The organism is Microcystis sp. M083S1, from assembly GCF_020246405.1.
GTDB lineage: Bacteria > Cyanobacteriota > Cyanobacteriia > Cyanobacteriales > Microcystaceae > Microcystis > Microcystis aeruginosa_C.
Genome location: NZ_JADBTB010000020.1, coordinates 61263 through 80940 on the forward strand (window position 1 = coordinate 61263; position 19678 = coordinate 80940).

A 19678-nucleotide genomic window follows, 5' to 3' on the forward strand; every position below is an offset into this window, starting at 1 on the left:
CTGCCCATCTCTCCCCCAATTCTAATGACTTCTAGCACTTCCAGCAAATGGCAACATCTCCGAATAGATTATCTTCCTTATATCACTGGTTGGTTTGGTAACTTTATCGTTAATAATGCCCTTCTAACCATGCTAATTTATCGCTACGACCCGGGCATTCCCAATGACTATAACTTGTCCATTTTATTGCCCTCTGCTTTAGTGGGGATAGCGATAATGATTAGCCGTATTGCTGGGGCTTTTGTGCAGCCAGTAGTCGGTTATTTTTCCGATCGCTTTTGGAGTCCTTGGGGCAAAAGAAGACCATTTATACTGGCCAGTTTAGTCCCTTTAATTGGTGGTTTTATCCTGTTGTTTAATCCCCCTAATAACTTAAATCAAACCACTTACTTCATTTATTTAGTCACCATGCTTTGGGTGTTTTATGTGGGTATGGCATCCTATCATGTTCCCTATTTAGCCTGGTTGCCCACTCTCGCTAAAAGCCCAGAAGGAAGGGTTAAATTATCAACTCAAATCGGAATTTTTGGTTTAGTTGGTGCCACCATTGGTGGGATTATTGCCCCTTGGTTAACTGATAGCTATGGCTTTCAGGGAATGGGTATTGCTATTAGTCTTATTGGGGTAATTACCCTAGCTATGCCCTTGCTAGAAAAAGAAGAATATAGTCCTTCTAAGGGGAAATATCCTAACTTTAAAACCACCTTAACGGCGGCTTTTACCAATCGGACTTTTTGTATCTATATGATCACCATGATTTTGGCGTGGATGGTGATTAGTATTATCTCGGTGATTCCGACTTTTTTAGTAATTGCTCTCCTCAAACGAGAGGTAAGTTTTGCCGCCGTGATTAATACTATTATCGTCGGTAGTGCCTTGGCTGGATTTACCCTGGTTTTACCCTTAGCGCGAAAATATGGCAAAAAACTGGTTTTTCAAGGTTCTTTAATCTGGGTTGGTCTGGGTATGATTGCCATGGCCTGTGGTCGTTTTTGGTGGCAAGATTCTTTGATTCCCTGGTTAATCCTTTCGATCATCGCTAATTTAGCCCTAGCCAGCTTTTTTAGTCTGCCGAATGCCATGTTATCGGACATTATCGATCAAGATGCGGAGCAACAAGGAATCGGCCGAGAAGCAATATTTTTTGGTACCAGGGGTCTCCTAATTCAATTTAGCCAAGGTGCGGGGTCTTTTCTAACAGGATTAATCCTTTCTTTCGGGAAAACTCCTGATAACCCCTGGGGGGTACAAATTGCCTTTTTGTCCGCCGGTATATTATCCCTAGCAGCGGCTTTTGTCCTACGGCCTTATGCCATCAAAAAATAGTTCTTTCCTCGCTAATCTGTTATTACTCTTGACTAAACCCTACTCATTTGGAACTAGATTATGACTTCCCCCAATCCCGTCACTAAACAGCAAGAAACTGCCATCAAAAAACTGCGATTGCCCTGGCGATTAATTATTACTGGTATCCTAGCGGCCACCTCGGTTTTTGCCTATCCTACCCTGCGGAATGTCCTCTTAGAAGACACCTCTGAATCCACCACCTCAGAAGAAACCGCTTCGTTAGCAATCGATAAGAGCAAGACGGCAGCCTTACCTGTGCGAACCTTAACTTTAAGTCCTGTCACCCATCACCAAGAACCGCGCCGTTATACGGGTAATATTGTGGCTAAACGGACAAGTGAACTAGGATTTGAGCGTTCGGGACAATTAATTAGTTTATTGGTTCAAGAGGGTCAAGAGGTACGCCGAGGTACTTTAATTGCTACTCTAGATACACGCAATTTAGAAGCACAAAAACAAGAACTCATCGCCCAGCGATCGCAAGCCACGGCTAAACTGCAAGAATTACAAGCTGGTTCCAGGAAAGAAAGTATCGCTGCAGCCCAAGCAAAAGTCCGAGATCTCAGGGAACAATTAGCTTTAGCCCAATCTAAATACCAAAGACGGCTAGGATTGTATCAAGAAGGGGCAATTACTAGAGAACAACTCGAAGAAGTGCAAACAGATGTTAATGCACAACAAGCGAGAATTGATGAAGCCCAAAGTCAATTAGATGAACTCAAAGCTGGTACTCGTCCCGAATTGATTTCTCTGCAAAAAGCCGTTATTGACCAATTTGATGCCCAACTGAAGAATATTAAATTAGAGATTGAGAAAAGCCAACTTCAAGCCCCCTACGATGGCACTATTGCCCTCCTTCACGTCAATATTGGCACTGTTGTTTCTGCAAGTAATCCGATCGTTCGTTTAGTGGAAAGTAATAAACTGGAAGCGCGTATAGGGGTTCCCATTGACCAGTCCGAAAACTTACCAATTGGCAGTAAACATCGTTTAAAAATTGGTAACAAAATATTAACAGGACAAGTCACTTCAACCTTGCCCCAAATTGATCCAACTACCCGTACCGCCACGGTTATTTTAAGTTTAAATCAGACTCAGGGCCTGATTCCGGGGCAAGTGGTCAGCCTAGAATTATCTCAATCGGTTCCACAATCGGGCTATTGGTTGCCCACAGAAGCTTTAGTACAAGGCACGAGAGGATTATGGTCTTCCTATGTTCTAGGAGAAGCTAATCCCGATAATCCTCGACAATTTACCGTCAAACGCCAAGATTTAGAAGTTCTAGCGATTCAAGGCGATCGCTTGTTGGTGCGCGGGACTCTCACCTCCGGTGATCGGGTGATCGTCGAAGGGGTTCACCGCATCGTACCCGGGCAAATGGTGGAAATTTGGTAGTCAGTGGTCATTAATCAGCTTTATTATCCCTAATAATCTCCAATGAATAACTTATTTGAACGTAAACCTAGATTACTAATTCTGACCTTAATTCTGATTATTGTCTGGGGATTGTCTTCCTTTCAAATTTTGCCGCGCATGGAAGATCCCGAAACAATTAATCGAGGTGCCACCATTACCACCAATTTACCCGGTGCCAGTCCTTATCGGGTCGAATCCCTAGTGACCGAAAAAATTGAACAATCTCTCTCTAGCATCAAAGAAATTAGCCTGATTGAGTCCTCCTCAGAATTAGGGCGTTCCACGGTCAATATTGAACTTAAAGATGAAGTGACTGATGTGGATCCCGTCTGGTCACGCATTCGCGATCGGATTACCGATGTCATCCCGCAACTACCCCCAGAAGCCCAAAGACCCTTATACGAAGAAGGATATAGTAAAGCCTTTAGTTTATTGACTGCCATCCTTTGGGATCTAGATACCGCTCCTAATTACGCTATTTTACGCCGACTTGGCCAAGAACTGTTCGATGAATTAGAAGCCCTTTGGGGAACCGAAAGGGTCGAGTTAGTCGGGGTTCCGGCCGAGGAAATTTTAGTCGAAATCGATCCGGTGAAATTATCCTCTCTGGGCCTAACCGCCGTCGAAGTTGCCCAACAAATTCAAACCAGTGATGCCAAGGTCGCCGCCGGACAACTTCGCAGTAATCGCAATAATTTATTATTGGAAGTCGATACCAGTTTAGAATCACTCTCTCGGATTCGAGCCATTCCGATTCGTTACAGTAATGATGGACAATTTACCCGTTTAGGAGATATCGCTCTAGTTACCAAGGGAATTCAAGAACCACCACCAGAACTAACCATTATTAACGGTAAACCGGCTATTGTGGTGGCCGCTATGATGGAATCGGGGCAACGCATAGACGAATGGACAGCGGCAGCCCAGGCCAAGTTAGACCTGTTTCGCCCTTCTCTCCCCCAAGGTGTGAGCCTCAAGATAATTTTTGCCCAAAATCGTTATGTGGCTAACCGACTCGATGGATTATTCAGCAACATGATCCTAGGGTTACTCTGTGTCATGGGGACAGCTTTTGTGATGATGGGATGGCAGTCCGCCTTGGTGGTGAGTTTATCCTTGCCTTTATCGATCCTGATGGTCTTTGCCGGTATGAATCTCTGGCAAATTCCCCTACATCAAATGTCGGTGACAGGAATTGTTATTGCTTTGGGACTTTTGATCGATAACGCTATTGTGATTGTCGATGAACTGCAAAAAGGACTACGGACCGGAATAGCTCACCAACATATTGTTGCTGAAACCGTTAAACAGTTAGGGATTCCCCTCTTAGCTTCTACCCTAACCACGATTTTGTCTTTTATGCCGATCGCTCTTTTGCAAGGAGGCACTGGCGAATTCGTGCGTACTATCGCCCAAACAGTGATCTTAGCCTTGGTTAGTTCTCTAATTTTGTCCCTAACGATTATTCCTGTCCTCAGTTTACGTTTATATCAACTGACTCATCGCTCGCATCAGACAAAAACCCATTGGTGGGATACGGGAATTAATTTACCGCTCCTAACGGGTTTGTATCGCCAAATTTTGAAGTTAATTCTCTATTTTCCCGTATTAGGTCTGGTTATTGGCTTGATTATCCCAATTACTGGCTTTGTTGTCGCCGGCACTCTCCCAGAAGAATTCTTTCCGCCGGCAGAACGAGATCAGTTAACCCTAGAAATCGAACTGGCCCCCACCACAACCCTAGAAGTAACTCAGGTAAAAGTGGCTCAAGCTGAAAAAATACTGCTAGATCATCGAGAAATTGCGGAAGTTCACTGGTTTTTAGGGCGTAATGCTCCCCCCTTCTACTATAATCTCTCCGATGGCGTCAAAGACTCTCCTAATTTTGCCCAAGCATTGATTCAACTTCGGCAAGTTTCTGATGAACCCCAATTGATCGAAACCTTACAAAAACAATTAAGTCAAGCTCTACCGATGGCAAGGGTATTAGTCAGCCCCCTAGAACAGGGTCCACCGGTGGGCGCCCCGATCGAAATTAGGGTTTATGGCTCAGAATTGGAGATGTTAAGGAAAATTGGCGAGTCCCTACGGGAAGAACTGGCAAAAATACCCGAAATAACCTATTCTGTTGCTGATTTAAGTGAAATTCAAGCTAAATTAGCCTTAAAAATTAATGAAGAAAAAGCTCGACTGATTGGTTTGGATAATGCGGCGATCGCAAGTCAATTGGATAACCTTTTAGAAGGTTCTGTGGGTGGCTCGATTTTAGAAGCAACGGAAGAATTACCCGTACGAGTCCGAGTCGCTAATCGCGATCGCGAGCAACTGCCACAAATTGCCTCTTTAAATATTCTCGGTAATTCCGCCACTGCTGAACGGGCGAATATTTCCCTTTCCTCCGTGGCAGAATTTGATTTTCTCCCCGAATTAGCCACGATTCCTCGACGAAATGGCAAGCGAATTAATACGGTGAAGGCCTATGTTCAAGCTGATGCGATCGCTGCAACGGTTTTAGACGAATTTCGCCAAAACTTAGAATCGGGCAAATTTTCCCTTCCGGCAGGGTATCGGCTCGAATTTGGCGGAGAGGAAGAAGAAAGAGATACAGCTGTGGCTAATCTAATTGCTAGTGTGGGAGTCTTGGCGATTCTAATGCTATCAACCCTTGTTCTTTCTTTTAACTCCTTCCGTCTTGCTGCCCTAGTTACTGTCGTCGGTATTAGTTCAATTGGACTAGCCTTATTTTCCCTCTGGTTATTTGAATATCCCCTAGGATTCATGTCGATTTTAGGCACTATCGGCTTAGTTGGGGTTTCCGTTAATGATTCTATTGTCGTGGTGGCGGCTTTACAAGCTTTACCTCCCCATCTTCAACGCCAGCGCAAGGCAATCCGGGAAGTGGTCATTGCTTCCACCCGTCACATTCTCACCACTACCTTAACCACCGTGACGGGATTTGTGCCATTATTCCTCTACGGCGGCGCTTTTTGGGAACCCCTCGCTATCTGTATTTCCATCGGGGTGGTCGGAACCACCTTAAGCGCACTGGTATTTGTCCCGTCGGGATGGTACTATCTCGCTCAAGCCCAAAAGGTTTCCCCTCTGTCTGTTTCTGAGTAACTTGATTAAATACCACTTTTGTAGAGACGTTGCCTAGCAACGTCTCTATTGATACTAAATCCGTTGAGTATAGGCTATATATCAGGACAGGCAAAAAGCAATAGGCAATAGGCAATAGGGGCAATCAATAATCAGTCTTTAATAACCGGATTTAATATGATTTGGGTAAAAATACCCTGAAAGTCCTCTCGGCTCTACCGCCCTGATCCGAGAAAGTACGGAGAATTAGCTGAGTTAAATATAATCGAGTTTAAACAATAGATAAGTTTTTTAACAAGAGTAATGTTAGATACTAATTACCCGATGGACTGGGGTAGAATTGGAAAAACCAGTCCAACTGTTTTAGCCAAGCTACTTAACTATGATGAAAATTAACTTGCTGTTCGCGTTATCTTCTCTTAAAAAATCGACAAAAAACTTTACATAAACTCAAAAGAGAGCCTGATAAATTTCTTATCTAAAAGCTGAGTTAGTTATCGGACAAAGTTTTTAGGTGCTTTTGTTGATTACTTCTTAACCACCATCTTATAAGTAGAAGAAGGGAGATGAAAGTTAATCAGTTACTAAGACTCTACGAACAAGGAGAACGGGATTTTTTAGGCATTGACTTGATGAGTCTAGATCTACAACAAGTGACTCTAATCGCTGTCAATTTTGCTGCGGCCAATTTGCGCGGAACTAATTTGAGCCGCTCTTTTCTGACTAAATCAAATCTGCGGGGAGCGAGTTTGAATTGGGCGAATTTAACCTATGCCAAATTAAGTCAAGCGCAATTAGTGGAAGCGGACTTAACCAAAGCCAATCTCACCGGGGCCTTTATGGTACAGGCTAACCTGCGTAACTCGCGATTAAGTGGGGCGGATCTTTCCCATGCTAATCTCCGGGGGGCGAATTTATGCGGGGCGAATTTATGCGGGGCGAATTTATACTTAGTTAATCTCTTGGAGGCAAACCTAGATAAAGTCAATCTCAATTGGGCTAATTTGCAGGAAGCGCGGTTAAGTGGGGCTAAATGTCGTCAGATTTCCGCAAGGGAAGCCAATTTTAGCGGCTCTTTTCTTAAAGAGGTGGACTTTCAGGGGGCCAATTTAGAAAGGGCTAATTTTAGCGAGGCACGTCTGACGGGTAGTGATTTACGCGGGGCTAATTTAGCGGGTGCTAACCTAGCGGGAGCGCGTTTACAAGAGGTAAATCTACAGGGAGCGGACTTGAGGGGTGCTAACTTGACGGGGACTTGTTTTGAGAGTGTCACTGGTTGGACAGAAATCGTCCAAGAAGATGATATTTTTCCCCTAGACTGGTTTCGGCCTCGTTTTGCTACTTAAAAGTCAATATATAGCGTTTCCTGTTCGCAAGAGATACATTATCGATGTTGAAAAGCTTAATTAGCAAAGGTTTAACTGTATCACACAGGTGTGAGAACTGCTATATCTGCCGAAAGTCCCTCCTTTTCCTATCAATTAACGATTAGCTGGAGTGGTTAATCTTTGCTTAGGAATGGGGATTTGGGGAGCATTATTCGGCTCATCCTCGAAGGGTAAAGCAGGGGGAGGAGTGGTAGCGGTGGGAGATGGTGCTGGAGATGGACTGGGATTAACGGCAGCGGGGGGACTTTTCGGGGTGACGACGGGTGCGGGAGAGCTAAAACCAAGGAGAGCTTTGCCAAAGGGAAAAACATTAGCCCAGCGTTGAATATTAGGGTTGCCAAACCAATCTTGACGGGATACCTTCACCGAGAGGAGAGGTGCGATCGCCCCTGATTTTTCGGCCGTTATCAATAAATCAATTTTATTAATACCCTGTTGTTGATTAAAACGACTGATGATAGTTTTCTCGGCTAATTGCGATGCTCTAGTCAATAATCCTTCGTAGGATTCTCCCCGTTTAACTGTGATGGGAAGATTAACAGTGGATTGAGCTAAAACCACATCAACGGCGATAATTCCCGTCAGCAGCGTTAAAACAGTAATAGACTTGTACATAGGACAGACGGTTAAACAGTCACTCCCTGGTTAGGGTCGGGATCTTCCCTGTTAGAGTTCCCCGATCGCTTTCTTAAATTACCATGATCGATCTCTGGCCACAATGGAATTTTTTCGGTAGCAAAATCGTCCTTGGCCTCTAGCAATAGGCAATAGGGGAATAATTAGGGTTGGCTGAATAAATCTAAAAACTTTGTTGGATAATATCCTTAGGCTTTTTTGAAATCAAAAAGTGCCAGCCATTGGAGTAATCGGGGGGAAAATTCAGGTACTTTTTTCCTGAACATGGCTAAAACCCGACACCAACGAAAAATTTTTTTAGTATAACCTAATTATATTTGGCTATATCAACAAGAGGTTTTTAATCATGACACAAACTAGCGAAACCGTTACCTATTCTCTCGAATCTGTCCTGACAAGGATCGAGAGTAAAATCGACAATCTCCAAAGAGATGTTAATCAAAAATTTGACAGTCTCCAAAGAGATATGGATCAGAAAATCGACAATCTCCAAAAAGATGTGGATCAGAAAATCGATAATCTCCAAAAAGATGTGGATCAAAAATTTGACAGTCTCCAAAAAGATGTTAATCAAAAATTTGACAGTCTCCAAAGAGATGTTAATCAAAAATTTGACAGTCTCCAAAAAGATGTTAATGATTTAAAGGTGGAAGTCACAGAAATCAAAGGAGATATTAAAACTCTTGATCAGAAAGTCGAAACAATGGATAAACGACTGGAAAAAGTCGAAGATAGTTATGCAATCCTAGTTAAAGATATTGCGGACTTGAAAGGGTTTAAATCTCTGATTATCCCCATGGTTGTAGCTTTTTTAAGTGCCGTGGTCACTTTGGGATTGCGCGGCTTTTTTCTTGGCAACCAACCTTAAATATATCAGGGAATATTTTAATCATCAACTTTATTTTGTACTCTACCAATAAAATCTATGAGTTTTTGTATTAATCCTCATTGTCCTAAACCGAAAAGTATCACGGAGAGTCGTTACTGTCAATCCTGTGGTTCCGACTTGCTTTTAAATGGTAAATATCGAGTCACAAATTTATTGAGTGCCAAAGGTGGATTTGGTAATACCTATGAAGTGATAGATGAGCGTAAAATACCCAAAGTATTAAAAGTTCTTACCTACGATTCCAGCAAAGCTATTGATTTATTTCAACAGGAAGCCAATCTTTTAAAACAATTAAATCACCCCGGTATTCCCAAAGGAGAAAACTATTTTATTTATCATCCCCGGGAGAGTCAAACTGCTTTACACTGTTTAGTCATGGAGAAAATTGCTGGTATTGACTTAGAAGAATATCAAAAACAAAGAGGATTTAAACCGATTGATTATAATCTCGCTTTGGATTGGTTAACTCAGTTAGCTAATATTCTCCATGAAGTTCATAAACATAAATTCTATCATCGTGATATCAAACCCTCTAATATTATCTTAAAACCCGATGGTCAATTAGTTTTAATTGATTTTGGAGCAGCACGACAGGTGACTAAAACTGTCCTAGCAGGAGGCAAAAATACAGGAATTTATACCCCCGGATATGCTCCTCCTGAACAATCTCGTGGTCACTCTGTCCCCCAATCAGACTTTTATGCTTTGGGCAAAACTTTCGTCTTTTTGTTAACCGGTAAAGAACCCAGTGACCCGAAAATTTATAATATTAATACCAATGAATTTAACTGGCGTAAATATGCCACAAAAATCCCTTCTCGATTAGCAGATTTTATCGATAATTTAATGGCAGAAAAACCTATTGATCGACCTAAAGATACCAAAAATTTGCTAAAAATTATTACCGATATTAAAGCCAATCCCCATCAAACTAAAAAAACTAAAAATTCTTCTCATGAAAAACCTAAAATTATTTCTATTCCCAATCCTGCAATTATTTCTTTACTCGCTGCAATTTCTCCCAGTTATGCTGGGTTTTGGCTCCGTTTAAAAGCTTCTTTAATTGATTCTTTTATCGTTCTTATTATCGCCGCTTTATTAGGTGGTTATATCTGTTTTCGCTTACAACAATGGTCAACTTTTAAAAACTTAAATCTTGATTTTGATATTCCCAAAGAAATCTGGGTTTACTATGCAGCAGGATTAAGTGCAGTTGGAACAACAATTATCGGTTTTGTCTTATTTATAGCAGCAATTATCTATAATATTCAAGCCAAAATTAACTTTACTCACGAACATATTGCCATCCTGACTGCTCTTGGTTTAGGAATAGTGATTAAATGGTTATATTATGTTTTCTTAGAATATCTTTTTAAAGCCACTATTGGTAAAATGTTTTTTGATTTATTCGTCACCGATAGCCAAGGCCGACGCATATCTTTTGCGAGAGCCAATCGCCGCTACTTACTAAAATTTCTCTCCACTGCTCCCTTATATTTGGGCTTTTTGCTGGCAGCCTGGACAAAGAAAAAACGCGCCCTTCATGACATGATTTCTGGTACACAAATCCGCAAGAAAAAGTAACCAGATACTAAATAGGATAAGATTAACTACAATAGGGACAAGATATTCCCGTTCGGTAATTGGGGGATTGTTTATCTTTTTCATCGATGGGATGACCGCAAGCGGGACACATTTCATAATGTCCTACCTCTAAATTAGCTGTTAGGGCCACTCTTTGATCGAAAACAAAACATTCTCCTTGCCAAAGACTCTGATCGGGACTAACTTCTTCTAAGTATTTCAAAATACCTCCCTCTAGCTGATAAACTTGAGAAAAGCCTTGATTTAATAAAAAAGCTGCCGCCTTTTCACAGCGAATTCCCCCCGTACAAAAAAGAGCTATTTTTTTATTGTTAATACTATCAAAATTGTCGTGAATATACTCAGGAAATTGGCGAAAATGCTGGATTTCTGGGTTAAGCGCTCCTGCAAAAGTACCGATCGCCACTTCATAATTATTACGAGTATCGATAACTACCACGTCCGGCTCTTTCAGCAATTGGTTCCACTCTTCAGTTTTGAGATGAATTCCTGTTTTTTCGAGAGGATTAGCCTTGGGTTGACCGAAAGTCACAATTTCCTTTTTTAAGCGAATTTTTAAGCGTTGAAAGGGCAAATAATCACAAACAGACTCTTTCACCTCTAGATTAGCTAAACGAGTATCGGTTTTTAACCAACTAATCACCTCCGCGATCGCTTGACGGTTCCCGGCGATCGTTGCATTAATCCCCTCGGCCGCCAGAAGAATAGTTCCTTTAATTCCTCTTTCTTGGCAGTATTTTTGTATTTCTGGCTGTTTTTGACGATAATCTGACAAAGCCACAAACTGGTAAAAAGTGGCGACTAGATAAGACATGGCAGGCAAGGGGAAAATTTACTTGTAATATTTTTCACTATAGGTTATAATAACGAGAGTGTCTCAAAAACCAGATCGGGGGTTTAGCTCAGTTGGTAGAGCGCCTGCTTTGCAAGCAGGATGTCAGCGGTTCGAGTCCGCTAACCTCCATAGTCATGACTGATTCCCCTTTGCTTGGTGATTAGCTCAAGTCTTCTTGGGGAGACAATTAGCTAGGGTTTGCCGAAAAAATCTAAAAACCTTGTTGGGTAAGACTTTTAGACCTTTTGTCAATCAAAAAGTACCAGATATGGGAGTGATCGGGGGGAAATTTCCTGGACTTTTTCCCTGAAAATTAGGTAATTGACCCCCTCAAAATCGGTAAAACCCTACACCCCACACCCCACACCCCACACCCTGTCCCCACCAACAAACTTGTTCGGCAAACCCTAATTATTAAATGATGTCTCGTACCTATCAAGCTACTGGAATCAATCTGCAAGGAATGGCCTTCGGAGAAGCCGATCGCCTCTTAACTATTTTGACCGCCGAATATGGTTTAATTAGAGCCATCGCTCCAGGTGCGCGCAAGTATAAATCTTCCCTGCGGGGTAGAAGTGAACTATTTGTGGTCAATAATCTGTTAATAGTCGCAGGGAAATCCCTAGATAAGGTCGTTCAAGCCGAAACTATCGAATCTTATCCCAAATTAAGTCAAAATCTCGCCAAACTCACCGTTAGCCAATACCTCTGCGAACTGGTTTTGGCGATCGCACTGAGCGAACAACCCCAGAGGGAATTATACGAATTAATCTGCAGCCATCTGGCCAGAATTGAAGTCCTCGACGAAAATCAATACATACTTCCCTACCTTTGTCAAGCAATTTTTCATTTCTTAATAATTGCCGGTTTAGTGCCGCAAGTCCATAACTGCCTGTTGACGGGAAAAGCTTTAATTGGGGAAAATTGCCTAGGATTTAGTTTCGAGGCAGGGGGAATAATAGATCTAGCTGCCCTCACAGAAACAATCAACCCGCCCAAAATCGATAGTAAACTGACGCGGCAAGAACTGCAATTACTGCAATGCCTAGGAAAAACCGATTTTCCCCCACCAGAAAACCTTGCCTCAGAACTAGCTTGGATTAACCTCGATCGCCTGCTGCGCCGCTATACTCAATATCATCTGGGAAAAACTTTTCGCTCCTCGGCATTAGTTGAGGGTTTATCTCCCTTAGAATTTTAAACAGATAGCAAAAATCATCATAATGCAACTGTTTGACTCAGAAACTAGCGACGCTAATTCTAGCGACTCTTCCACTCCTGTTTTTAATTCTTCCGATTCCTCACCGAGGCAATCCGACGCAGAAACCATGAACCGCTTGCCTAAACGTGCGCCCAAATCCAATCCTAGTCAGGGTTTTGCCCCAGTGCTAAAAAACCCGCGCTTTCTCATTCTCTGGGCGGGGGGAATTTTTTCCCAATTAGCGGATAAATTCTATTTAGTCCTGATGATATCCCTAATTGCCACCCATTACCAAGAAGCCGATCAATCGATTAGTGGCTGGGTATCGGCGATAATGATTGCTAATACAATTCCGGCGGTGTTAGTGGGTTCGGTGGCGGGTGTATATGTTGATAGATGGTTAAAAAAACAAGTTTTAGTTATTTCTAACCTTTTACGCGGGGCTTTTGTCCTCATCATTCCCCTATTATTATGGTTAGTGCGCGAGCAAACTTTAGCCGTTCCCCTCGGTTGGTTGCCTGACGGTTTAAGAAATTGGCATTACCGGTTACAGGGAGAATTTAACTTACCCTTCGGTTTTTTCCTATTGTTAGTCATTACTTTTCTTGTCTCCACCCTAACCCAATTTTTTGCCCCCGCTGAACAATCTACCCTGCCATTAGTGGTAAAACGTCGTCATCTTCTACCCGCTAATTCCCTCAACACTTTAACCACCATGGCAGTATTAATTATCGGTTTTGCCATCGGTGAACCAGTATTAGCTTTTGCCGATAGCATTTTCGGCACGAGAGCCGGACAATTTGATATTGGCAAAGTGATGATTGTCGGTGCTTTTTATATAATTGCCGGTTTAATTCTAATTATCCTGCGAACTAACGAAAAATATGTCATTCCTACCGCAGAACAGCCCCATGTTTGGGAAGATATCCGCGATGGCATTCGTTACCTCAACAAAAATCATAAAGTTCGTAACGCTCTGATTCAATTAGTCATCTTATTCTGTATTTTTGCCGCTCTATCAGTATTAGCCGTCAGTATGGCCGAAAAACTACCCGGGTTAAAAGCTTCTCAATTCGGCTTTTTATTAGCCTCCTGTGGTGCAGGAATGGCAGTTAGTGCGATTACCTTGGGTTATTGGGGCCAAAAATTCTCCCACACCCAATTAAGTCTCTGGGGTTCCCTGGGTATGGCGGCAGCTTTAATCGGTTTATCTCTAGCCACAAAGAGTTTAATTTTAGCCTTCGCTATGACCGCTTTATTAGGGATTTTTGCCGCTTTAGTCGGGGTTCCCATGCAAACCACCCTACAGGCAGATACACCCCCCGAAATGCGCGGTAAAGTCTTTGGTTTAGAAAATAATGCCGTTAATATTGCCCTCTCTTTACCCTTAGCCGTGGCGGGTATCGCCGAAACTCAATTCGGACTCCGACCAGTACTATTAGCTTTAGCAGTTATGGCAGTTATCGGTGGTGGTTTTACTTGGTATGTTTCTGGCAATTTATCTAAAGATTAGCGAAACTTTTCAGTTATCAGTTATCAGTAAACAGTAATCAGTATTCAGGATTCATACTAAATCCAGTTATTAAAAACCGATTATTTATTCTCCCTTTTGCCTCTTGCATGAGTGCCTCTCCTGATATGTAGCCTATACTCAACGGATTTAGTATCAGTATTCAGGAGATTGCCTTTATTTAGGGTTTGCTGAATAAATCTAAAAACCTTATCCAACAAGGTTTTTAGACTTTTTTTCCCTCAAAAAGTGCCGACCCTTGCAGTTATTGGGGGGAAAATTTAGGGACTTTTTCCCTGAAAATTAGGTAATTGACCACTGGAAAATGGGTAAAACCCCACACCCGTTCGGACTTCGGACGTTCGGCGAGCTCAGTCGAGCGGACGGTGAGCCTGTCGAACCGCCGCGTGAGCTTTTGTCGAACCCTCGGTCGAACGCTGATCTCACGGCCGAAGCCTGTCTCCACGAACAACTCGTTTAGCAGGCTGTAGTGTAAATAATGCCCGAATTTATGCCTGTGGCAGTGTTAAGGAGCCAAATTTAAGTCATTATGAGGGTTGACATTTTTAGATAGTTGAGGTTAGAATCATGTGGGATTCAAAATATAAACAGCCAAACACTGTAGCCACTCTTTGTCGAGTAAGGGGTATGTGTCATCCGTTGAAGGCCACAAATAGGATGCTTTTGAAGACCGATACCTATCATTAAGAAAGAACAAAACCAATGAATTTCAAATCCACTTTAAGCCTAGCCTCCTGCACCGCCGGAGCGCTGGGAATGATTGCCGGTTCCCTAGTAGTCACCACTGCCCCCGCCCAAGCCCAGACGGCCTGTGTTGCCGGCCAGTTTCTTAGTGCATTCCTTGCCCTCCCTAATGGCTGTCAAGACGGTGATAAGGTATATGTAGGTAATTCGACCCTAACCACAAATGACGCTGCGTTTCGTAACCAGGGGGTCTTGGGCATCGATTTTATGGCGAATCCAACGGGAGACGTGCACCGATTTTCCTACAGTCGGTTTGGCGGCTTGTCATCTGCTAACGATCCCTATGTTCTGGCGTACAAAGTCTCAATTGCGCCTGGTAGCGGTGCGACGTTCAATCAGATATCCTTGGGTTCGGACGTGCCTGCGGGAACTTCTGGGATTACGGTGACGAAGGCTATCTCTACTGGCGGCTGGTCAGGAGTGGGGTCGCAGCTTCTCACTACACTGACGTCAACCGACGGCAGCATGGGTGGACCCTATAGTGTCCCCACTGGAATAACGGAGTTGTTCATCCTCGATACCGTCACATACACGAGTGCTACTGCACAGTTCACCTCGTTCACTAACACCTTCACACAAAGCCCCCAACAACAACCAAGCGTCCCCGAACCCTCTGCCCTGTTGGGTCTGGGACTGCTGGGACTGGGAGGCTTAATCAGCAAGACTCGCCGCCGGGGTTAAACGAAGCAGCTTCAATTAGCTGTTTGTGGGTTGCTTCCGACCGGTTGACACTTCGGGGGATGCCGCTACCTTAGGGGTATTCTGATGCTGTCCCCCAAATCCGTTTAAAGTCTCCGATTGCCCACTGGCGACCTTGATATTTACCACGGCGTTGATGTCTTGATTATGGAAAGTCCCACAGAAAAGACATTACCACTCGCAGATATTTAACGCCTTTTTCCCCCCAACGTTCCCGCCACAAGAACATCGTTGGTTTTTAAAGTCGGTTTTTTTTTGGCTATAATTTTCTGTTGACATTTTGCGTCAATTATGATAGTGAAAAAAATTCCCTGCTCCTAGAAGAACTTTGTCAACGCTATCGGGAGGGAGAAAGAGATTTTCAGGGGATTAATTTGCGGGAAGGCGACTTAACTAATATTATCCTCCCAGGAGTCAATTTTTGCCGTGCTGATCTGCGACAGGCGCGGTTAGGAAAAATACGCCTTGCGCGATCGCTGCTGAGAGAAGCGGATTTAAGTGAGGCTATTCTCTGGGGAGCAGATTTAAGTCAAGTGGACTTTTATCGAGCTTGTTTACGCGATGCGGACTTAAGCGGGGCTAATCTCATCGAAGCCAATTTAGAAGCCGCTTATTTAACCAAAGCCGTCTTAAATGGTGTTAATCTCAACAGTGCTAATCTCCAGCAGGCCGTATTAATCGATGCGGATTTTCGCTCCACTTCCGACCAACGCACGGACTTAGGCAAAACTAACTTTTGCGGAGCCGATCTCAACTATGCCAATCTGAGCGGCTCCCTGTTATATCGAGCTAATTTCGCCGATTGCCGACTTTGCCTGGTTAATTTTCGTGCCAGTCCCGAAAGAGACGGATTTATTACCGATCTCACCCGGGCCAGTTTCCGGGGTGCGGATCTCAGTTATGCCGATTTGCGCGGGGCAATTTTAGAAGATGTGGACTTGACTGATGCTGATTTAACCTGGACTTTGTTTTAATCTGGGAAGCTTTTTCAGTAAACAGTGATCAGTAAACAGTAAACAGTAAACAGTGAAAAGACAGCAGTGTTAATGTCATTTCGTACTCCTCACTTAATACCACTCACTTAAAACTCAAATCTGATAACTGATAACTGCTCACTGATAACTGATAATTGAGAGTCGATTTATTTAAAACCGACGGATGCTTGCCAAACAAAGGCCAGCAAGAGGAAAAATAGGGGAATCAGGGGCAAGACATCGACTAAGGGGTCGAAAATTTGGTATGCTTCTGGCAATTTGGCGAACAAAAGTGCAGTTTCCATCTCTCTATCTACCTTGACAAGAAAATTTTTCAACGTTTCCTGAAATTTTATCACGTTGGGGTAACATCTACGGCATCCTCAAGCCAAGGGGCAAAATCTTGGGTAAAAGTCCCCCCTAGGATAGATTGACGAATTTCACGGGTAAATCTGATTAATTCGGCGATATTGTGCAGAGATAAGAGAATATAACCCAACATCTCCCCCGACTTAATTAAATGATTTAGATAGGCACGGCTAAAGTGTTGACAGGTGTAACAGGGACAAGTCTCGTCTAAAGGGGCGAAATCCTCCTTAAAACGGGCATTTTTGAGGTTCCAACGCTCTCCCCGCACTAAAGCCGTGCCATGGCGACCAAAACGGGTGGGAATGACGCAATCAAACAGATCTATGCCACTAGCGATCGCCTTGGCCATTTCTCGATAGGTTCCCACTCCCATCAGGTAACGGGGTTTATTTTCGGGGAGTAAAGGGGCAGTTATCTGGACAATGCGATGAATTAGGCTCGTTTCTTCCCCCACACTCACGCCACCGATAGCGTAACCGGGTAAATCGAGTTTTACTAAAGATTCCGCCGCCGCTGCCCGTAAATCCTCATAGATTCCCCCTTGCACTATGGCGAATAAAGCCTGTTCTTGAGGTCGTTGATGGGCCCCCAGACAGCGCTCTAACCAGCGATAGGTGCGTTCTATGGATGCTTTCATGGTCTCATAACTGACTCCCGTGGGGGGACATTCATCGAAGGCCATAATGACATCAGCACCGAGGGCATTTTGAATCTGAATCGATTTTTCTGGCGTAATTTCGATGATTCTACCGTCCCGGGGCGATCGAAAGGTGACTCCCGACTCTTTAATTTGCCGGAGTTGACTAAGGCTAAATACCTGAAATCCACCCGAATCTGTTAATATTGGCTGATTCCACGCCATAAAATCGTGTAAACCTCCCGCTTTCTCGATAATACTTTCTCCGGGCTGCAGATGCAGGTGATAGGTATTAGCGAGAATCATTTGCGCCCCCGTGCTGGCGATTTGAGCGGGGGTCAAACCTTTCACCGTCGCTAAAGTTCCCACGGGCATAAAACGGGGTGTTTCTACCGGTCCGTGGGGAGTATGCCAAACCCCAACCCGCGCACCAGTTTGGGGACACTGGGCGATTAATTCAAAGGAAAATCCCACTGTTTCAGTTATCAGTTATCAGTTATCAGTATTTTTGCTCGCTGCCTAAAAGGGGCAATCGTTGTCGTCTTCGTCTTCAAACTGCACATCCCACTTAGCAGAAAGTACCTGAGTAACCATGGCTTCGAGGGTATCGGCATTGAGACGGGCTTTCATCTCGGGGTCTTGCAGTGGATTACTCAGGGGAATTAGCCGTAATTGCCGATTGTCTTGGATCAGATCAAAATAGGTTTCACCGTCGGGAGAGCGGTTTAAACGTAGATAGTCGAAGCTATAGGTATTGAGATAAAGACTGTAGTTGGCAACTAGGGTGCTTTGCTGATAATCGGCGAAAACTTCTAGTATCCATCCCTCCCCTTCACTCTGAATCACTCCTTCGAGACTATGGATGTAGCGAACTCGTCCGAGATCATCGAGGAGACGACGCATATCTTCTTTAGCGATGACCACGCCAGAATCAATAATACAGGGGGCGGGCAGGGGCTGTGAGGGTGGATGATAGTTCATAGGGATTGCCAGTAAAAAAATTTCCGTTAATAACCCACCGGGTGTTTCTACCGATTCCTGTTGCAATTTTTTTCGGGTTACGTCTCGATCTTAACCCAATCCGCTAGAACTTTTCACTGTTATTTAATATTAATAACGACGATCGATGATTAATTTCCGCTTACTAAATATTTACAAAAATCTGGGTAGACAGGGCCTACCCGATCATAACTATTTACTGGGAGGGTTAGAAGCGGAAGGACTGCGATCGATGACTTGATCGATTAAACCATAGTCTAGAGCTTCTTCGGCGGACATAAAGAAATCCCTTTCCGTATCCTCGGCGATGAGGTCGAGAGGTTTACCCGTATGACTAGCTAGGTGTTGATTGAGTAATTGTTTGAGATAGAGAATTTCTTTGGCCTGAATTTCGATATCGGTGGCCTGACCTTGGGCGCCGCCGAGGGGTTGGTGAATCATGATCCGCGAGTTGGGTAGGCTCATTCTTTTGCCCGGTTTGCCGGCGCTGAGGAGAAAAGCCCCCATACTGGCAGCTAAACCAATACAAATGGTGCTGACATCGGGACGGATTTGATTCATGGTGTCAAAAATCCCTAATCCGGCCGAAACGGAACCCCCGGGGGAGTTGATATACAGGTAAATATCTTTTTCGGGGTCTTCTGCTTCTAGAAAGAGTAATTGGGCGACGATTAGGTTAGCTAGGTCGCTGGTTACTTCTTGTCCCAAAAAGACGATTCTTTCCCGGAGTAGTCGGGAGTAGATATCGAAGGCGCGTTCGCCCCGGCCTGTGGTTTCAATAACGGTAGGAATCATTGCGCTTTCTTGTCTTGCTGCTGCGGTTAGTTTTTTGATTTTGACATACTCCCACCGTCAAGCTACGCTGTGACGGGGGATTCTTTCGAGATCACTATCGGAAATTCCTTGTTCAACGAGACAGCTTAGATTCTCAATGTCTCCACTGAAAATCCAGAGGCCGGACTCTCCCAAGGCGTTTGGATCGGTTTCTGTTTGCCCAACAGTACCGTTGAGATGATTTCCCAAATATTTCAACCCTTTTTTAAGAATATTTATTGCTGCATTATGATCCCTATCTAAGACTGTTTGACAATTAGGACATTGATGAGTTCTAGTGCTTAAGGTTTTTTGAACTCTCGTCCCACAAACTGAACAATCTTGAGAAGTGAAATGCGGCGGCACAGCAACACAAACAATCCGATAAATCTTGGCAAAATAATTCAACCATTGAGTGAATTGATACCAAGAAGCATCAGAAATCGACTTGGCAAGCTTACGGTTTTTGACTAAGTTTCTTACCTTTAAAGCTTCA

Annotated in this window: 17 protein-coding genes and 1 tRNA gene; 11 read left to right on the forward strand and 7 right to left on the reverse strand. The window is 43.6% G+C overall.

Features of this window, described 5'->3' with window-relative positions; genetic code table 11:
- The first annotated feature begins 24 nt into the window (after window positions 1–24).
- From IM450_RS01835 to IM450_RS01850, 4 genes are all read left to right on the forward strand, one after another.
- Window positions 25–1326, forward strand: coding sequence for an MFS transporter (locus tag IM450_RS01835; RefSeq protein ID WP_287664950.1), 1302 nt, complete (start codon window positions 25–27; stop codon window positions 1324–1326).
- 60 nt (window positions 1327–1386) lie between these two features.
- Window positions 1387–2742 (forward strand): efflux RND transporter periplasmic adaptor subunit, encoded by a 1356-nt coding sequence (locus tag IM450_RS01840; protein WP_194013288.1) that lies wholly within the window; start codon window positions 1387–1389, stop codon window positions 2740–2742.
- Window positions 2743–2784: 42 nt separating this feature from the next.
- On the forward strand, window positions 2785–5883 hold the full coding sequence (locus tag IM450_RS01845) for an efflux RND transporter permease subunit (RefSeq protein WP_287664952.1): 3099 nt from the start codon (window positions 2785–2787) through the stop codon (window positions 5881–5883).
- A 545-nt stretch (window positions 5884–6428) separates the two neighbouring features.
- Window positions 6429–7208 carry a pentapeptide repeat-containing protein gene (locus IM450_RS01850; RefSeq protein WP_287664955.1) on the forward strand — a complete coding sequence of 260 codons (780 nt, stop codon included), beginning with the start codon at window positions 6429–6431 and terminating at the stop codon, window positions 7206–7208.
- Between the two features lie 135 nt (window positions 7209–7343).
- Here IM450_RS01850 and IM450_RS01855 read toward each other — a convergent pair whose 3' ends face one another.
- Window positions 7344–7865, reverse strand: a complete 522-nt coding sequence (locus IM450_RS01855) for a hypothetical protein (RefSeq protein WP_287664958.1) — start codon at window positions 7863–7865, stop codon at window positions 7344–7346.
- A gap of 367 nt (window positions 7866–8232) precedes the next feature.
- Between IM450_RS01855 and IM450_RS01860 the strand changes: the two genes are divergently transcribed.
- The gene (locus IM450_RS01860) at window positions 8233–8754 is read left to right on the forward strand and encodes a hypothetical protein (protein ID WP_287664961.1); all 522 of its coding nucleotides are present in this window, start codon (window positions 8233–8235) and stop codon (window positions 8752–8754) included.
- Window positions 8755–8811: 57 nt separating this feature from the next.
- Window positions 8812–10359: a protein kinase domain-containing protein gene (locus tag IM450_RS01865; protein WP_287664963.1), complete on the forward strand. Its 1548-nt coding sequence runs from the start codon at window positions 8812–8814 to the stop codon at window positions 10357–10359.
- 22 nt (window positions 10360–10381) lie between these two features.
- On the opposite strand, the gene trhO is transcribed toward IM450_RS01865, so the two are convergent.
- A complete protein-coding gene (gene trhO / locus IM450_RS01870) occupies window positions 10382–11194 on the reverse strand; it encodes an oxygen-dependent tRNA uridine(34) hydroxylase TrhO (RefSeq protein WP_004268551.1) in 813 nt (270 codons plus the stop codon).
- Window positions 11195–11271: 77 nt separating this feature from the next.
- Between trhO and IM450_RS01875 the strand changes: the two genes are divergently transcribed.
- The 5 genes from IM450_RS01875 to hetL all read left to right on the forward strand — a co-directional run bounded on the left by IM450_RS01875 (window position 11272) and on the right by hetL (window position 16364).
- Window positions 11272–11344: transfer RNA gene (locus IM450_RS01875), tRNA-Ala, on the forward strand.
- Window positions 11345–11633: 289 nt separating this feature from the next.
- Window positions 11634–12416 (forward strand): DNA repair protein RecO, encoded by a 783-nt coding sequence (gene recO / locus IM450_RS01880; protein WP_287664966.1) that lies wholly within the window; start codon window positions 11634–11636, stop codon window positions 12414–12416.
- 22 nt (window positions 12417–12438) lie between these two features.
- Window positions 12439–13929, forward strand: coding sequence for an MFS transporter (locus IM450_RS01885; RefSeq protein ID WP_287664968.1), 1491 nt, complete (start codon window positions 12439–12441; stop codon window positions 13927–13929).
- Between the two features lie 1227 nt (window positions 13930–15156).
- Window positions 15157–15372 (forward strand): PEP-CTERM sorting domain-containing protein, encoded by a 216-nt coding sequence (locus IM450_RS22380; RefSeq protein ID WP_353736972.1) that lies wholly within the window; start codon window positions 15157–15159, stop codon window positions 15370–15372.
- 329 nt (window positions 15373–15701) lie between these two features.
- The gene (gene hetL, locus IM450_RS01890; RefSeq protein WP_287664976.1) at window positions 15702–16364 is read left to right on the forward strand and encodes a heterocyst differentiation pentapeptide repeat protein HetL; all 663 of its coding nucleotides are present in this window, start codon (window positions 15702–15704) and stop codon (window positions 16362–16364) included.
- A gap of 167 nt (window positions 16365–16531) precedes the next feature.
- Here the strand turns inward: hetL and IM450_RS01895 are convergent, their stop codons facing one another.
- The 5 genes from IM450_RS01895 to IM450_RS01915 form a co-directional block, all read right to left on the reverse strand.
- A complete protein-coding gene (locus IM450_RS01895; RefSeq protein ID WP_002739211.1) occupies window positions 16532–16669 on the reverse strand; it encodes a photosystem II reaction center protein K in 138 nt (45 codons plus the stop codon).
- A 50-nt stretch (window positions 16670–16719) separates the two neighbouring features.
- Window positions 16720–17844, reverse strand: a complete 1125-nt coding sequence (gene tgt / locus IM450_RS01900; RefSeq protein ID WP_287664970.1) for a tRNA guanosine(34) transglycosylase Tgt — start codon at window positions 17842–17844, stop codon at window positions 16720–16722.
- A 45-nt stretch (window positions 17845–17889) separates the two neighbouring features.
- A complete protein-coding gene (locus tag IM450_RS01905; RefSeq protein ID WP_043997955.1) occupies window positions 17890–18351 on the reverse strand; it encodes a hypothetical protein in 462 nt (153 codons plus the stop codon).
- A gap of 210 nt (window positions 18352–18561) precedes the next feature.
- Window positions 18562–19203 carry an ATP-dependent Clp endopeptidase proteolytic subunit ClpP gene (gene clpP, locus IM450_RS01910; protein ID WP_223211172.1) on the reverse strand — a complete coding sequence of 214 codons (642 nt, stop codon included), beginning with the start codon at window positions 19201–19203 and terminating at the stop codon, window positions 18562–18564.
- An 18-nt stretch (window positions 19204–19221) separates the two neighbouring features.
- Window positions 19222–19678, reverse strand: a 457-nt coding sequence (locus tag IM450_RS01915; RefSeq protein ID WP_287720574.1) for an RNA-guided endonuclease InsQ/TnpB family protein, incomplete at its 5' end; no start/stop codon positions are given.

What these genes read in the sequence shown, in the direction of transcription:
- recO (WP_287664966.1), top strand. Translation starts at nt 11,634, where the DNA reads ATGATGTCTCGTACCTATCAAGCTACTGGAATCAATCTGCAAGGAATG.
- IM450_RS01855 (WP_287664958.1), bottom strand. Translation starts at nt 7,865, where the DNA reads ATGTACAAGTCTATTACTGTTTTAACGCTGCTGACGGGAATTATCGCC.
- IM450_RS01895 (WP_002739211.1), bottom strand. Translation starts at nt 16,669, where the DNA reads ATGGAAACTGCACTTTTGTTCGCCAAATTGCCAGAAGCATACCAAATT.
- trhO (WP_004268551.1), bottom strand. Translation starts at nt 11,194, where the DNA reads ATGTCTTATCTAGTCGCCACTTTTTACCAGTTTGTGGCTTTGTCAGAT.
- IM450_RS01885 (WP_287664968.1), top strand. Translation starts at nt 12,439, where the DNA reads ATGCAACTGTTTGACTCAGAAACTAGCGACGCTAATTCTAGCGACTCT.
- IM450_RS01835 (WP_287664950.1), top strand. Translation starts at nt 25, where the DNA reads ATGACTTCTAGCACTTCCAGCAAATGGCAACATCTCCGAATAGATTAT.
- IM450_RS01865 (WP_287664963.1), top strand. Translation starts at nt 8,812, where the DNA reads ATGAGTTTTTGTATTAATCCTCATTGTCCTAAACCGAAAAGTATCACG.
- IM450_RS22380 (WP_353736972.1), top strand. Translation starts at nt 15,157, where the DNA reads ATGGGTGGACCCTATAGTGTCCCCACTGGAATAACGGAGTTGTTCATC.
- IM450_RS01905 (WP_043997955.1), bottom strand. Translation starts at nt 18,351, where the DNA reads ATGAACTATCATCCACCCTCACAGCCCCTGCCCGCCCCCTGTATTATT.
- IM450_RS01845 (WP_287664952.1), top strand. Translation starts at nt 2,785, where the DNA reads ATGAATAACTTATTTGAACGTAAACCTAGATTACTAATTCTGACCTTA.
- IM450_RS01840 (WP_194013288.1), top strand. Translation starts at nt 1,387, where the DNA reads ATGACTTCCCCCAATCCCGTCACTAAACAGCAAGAAACTGCCATCAAA.
- IM450_RS01860 (WP_287664961.1), top strand. Translation starts at nt 8,233, where the DNA reads ATGACACAAACTAGCGAAACCGTTACCTATTCTCTCGAATCTGTCCTG.
- IM450_RS01850 (WP_287664955.1), top strand. Translation starts at nt 6,429, where the DNA reads ATGAAAGTTAATCAGTTACTAAGACTCTACGAACAAGGAGAACGGGAT.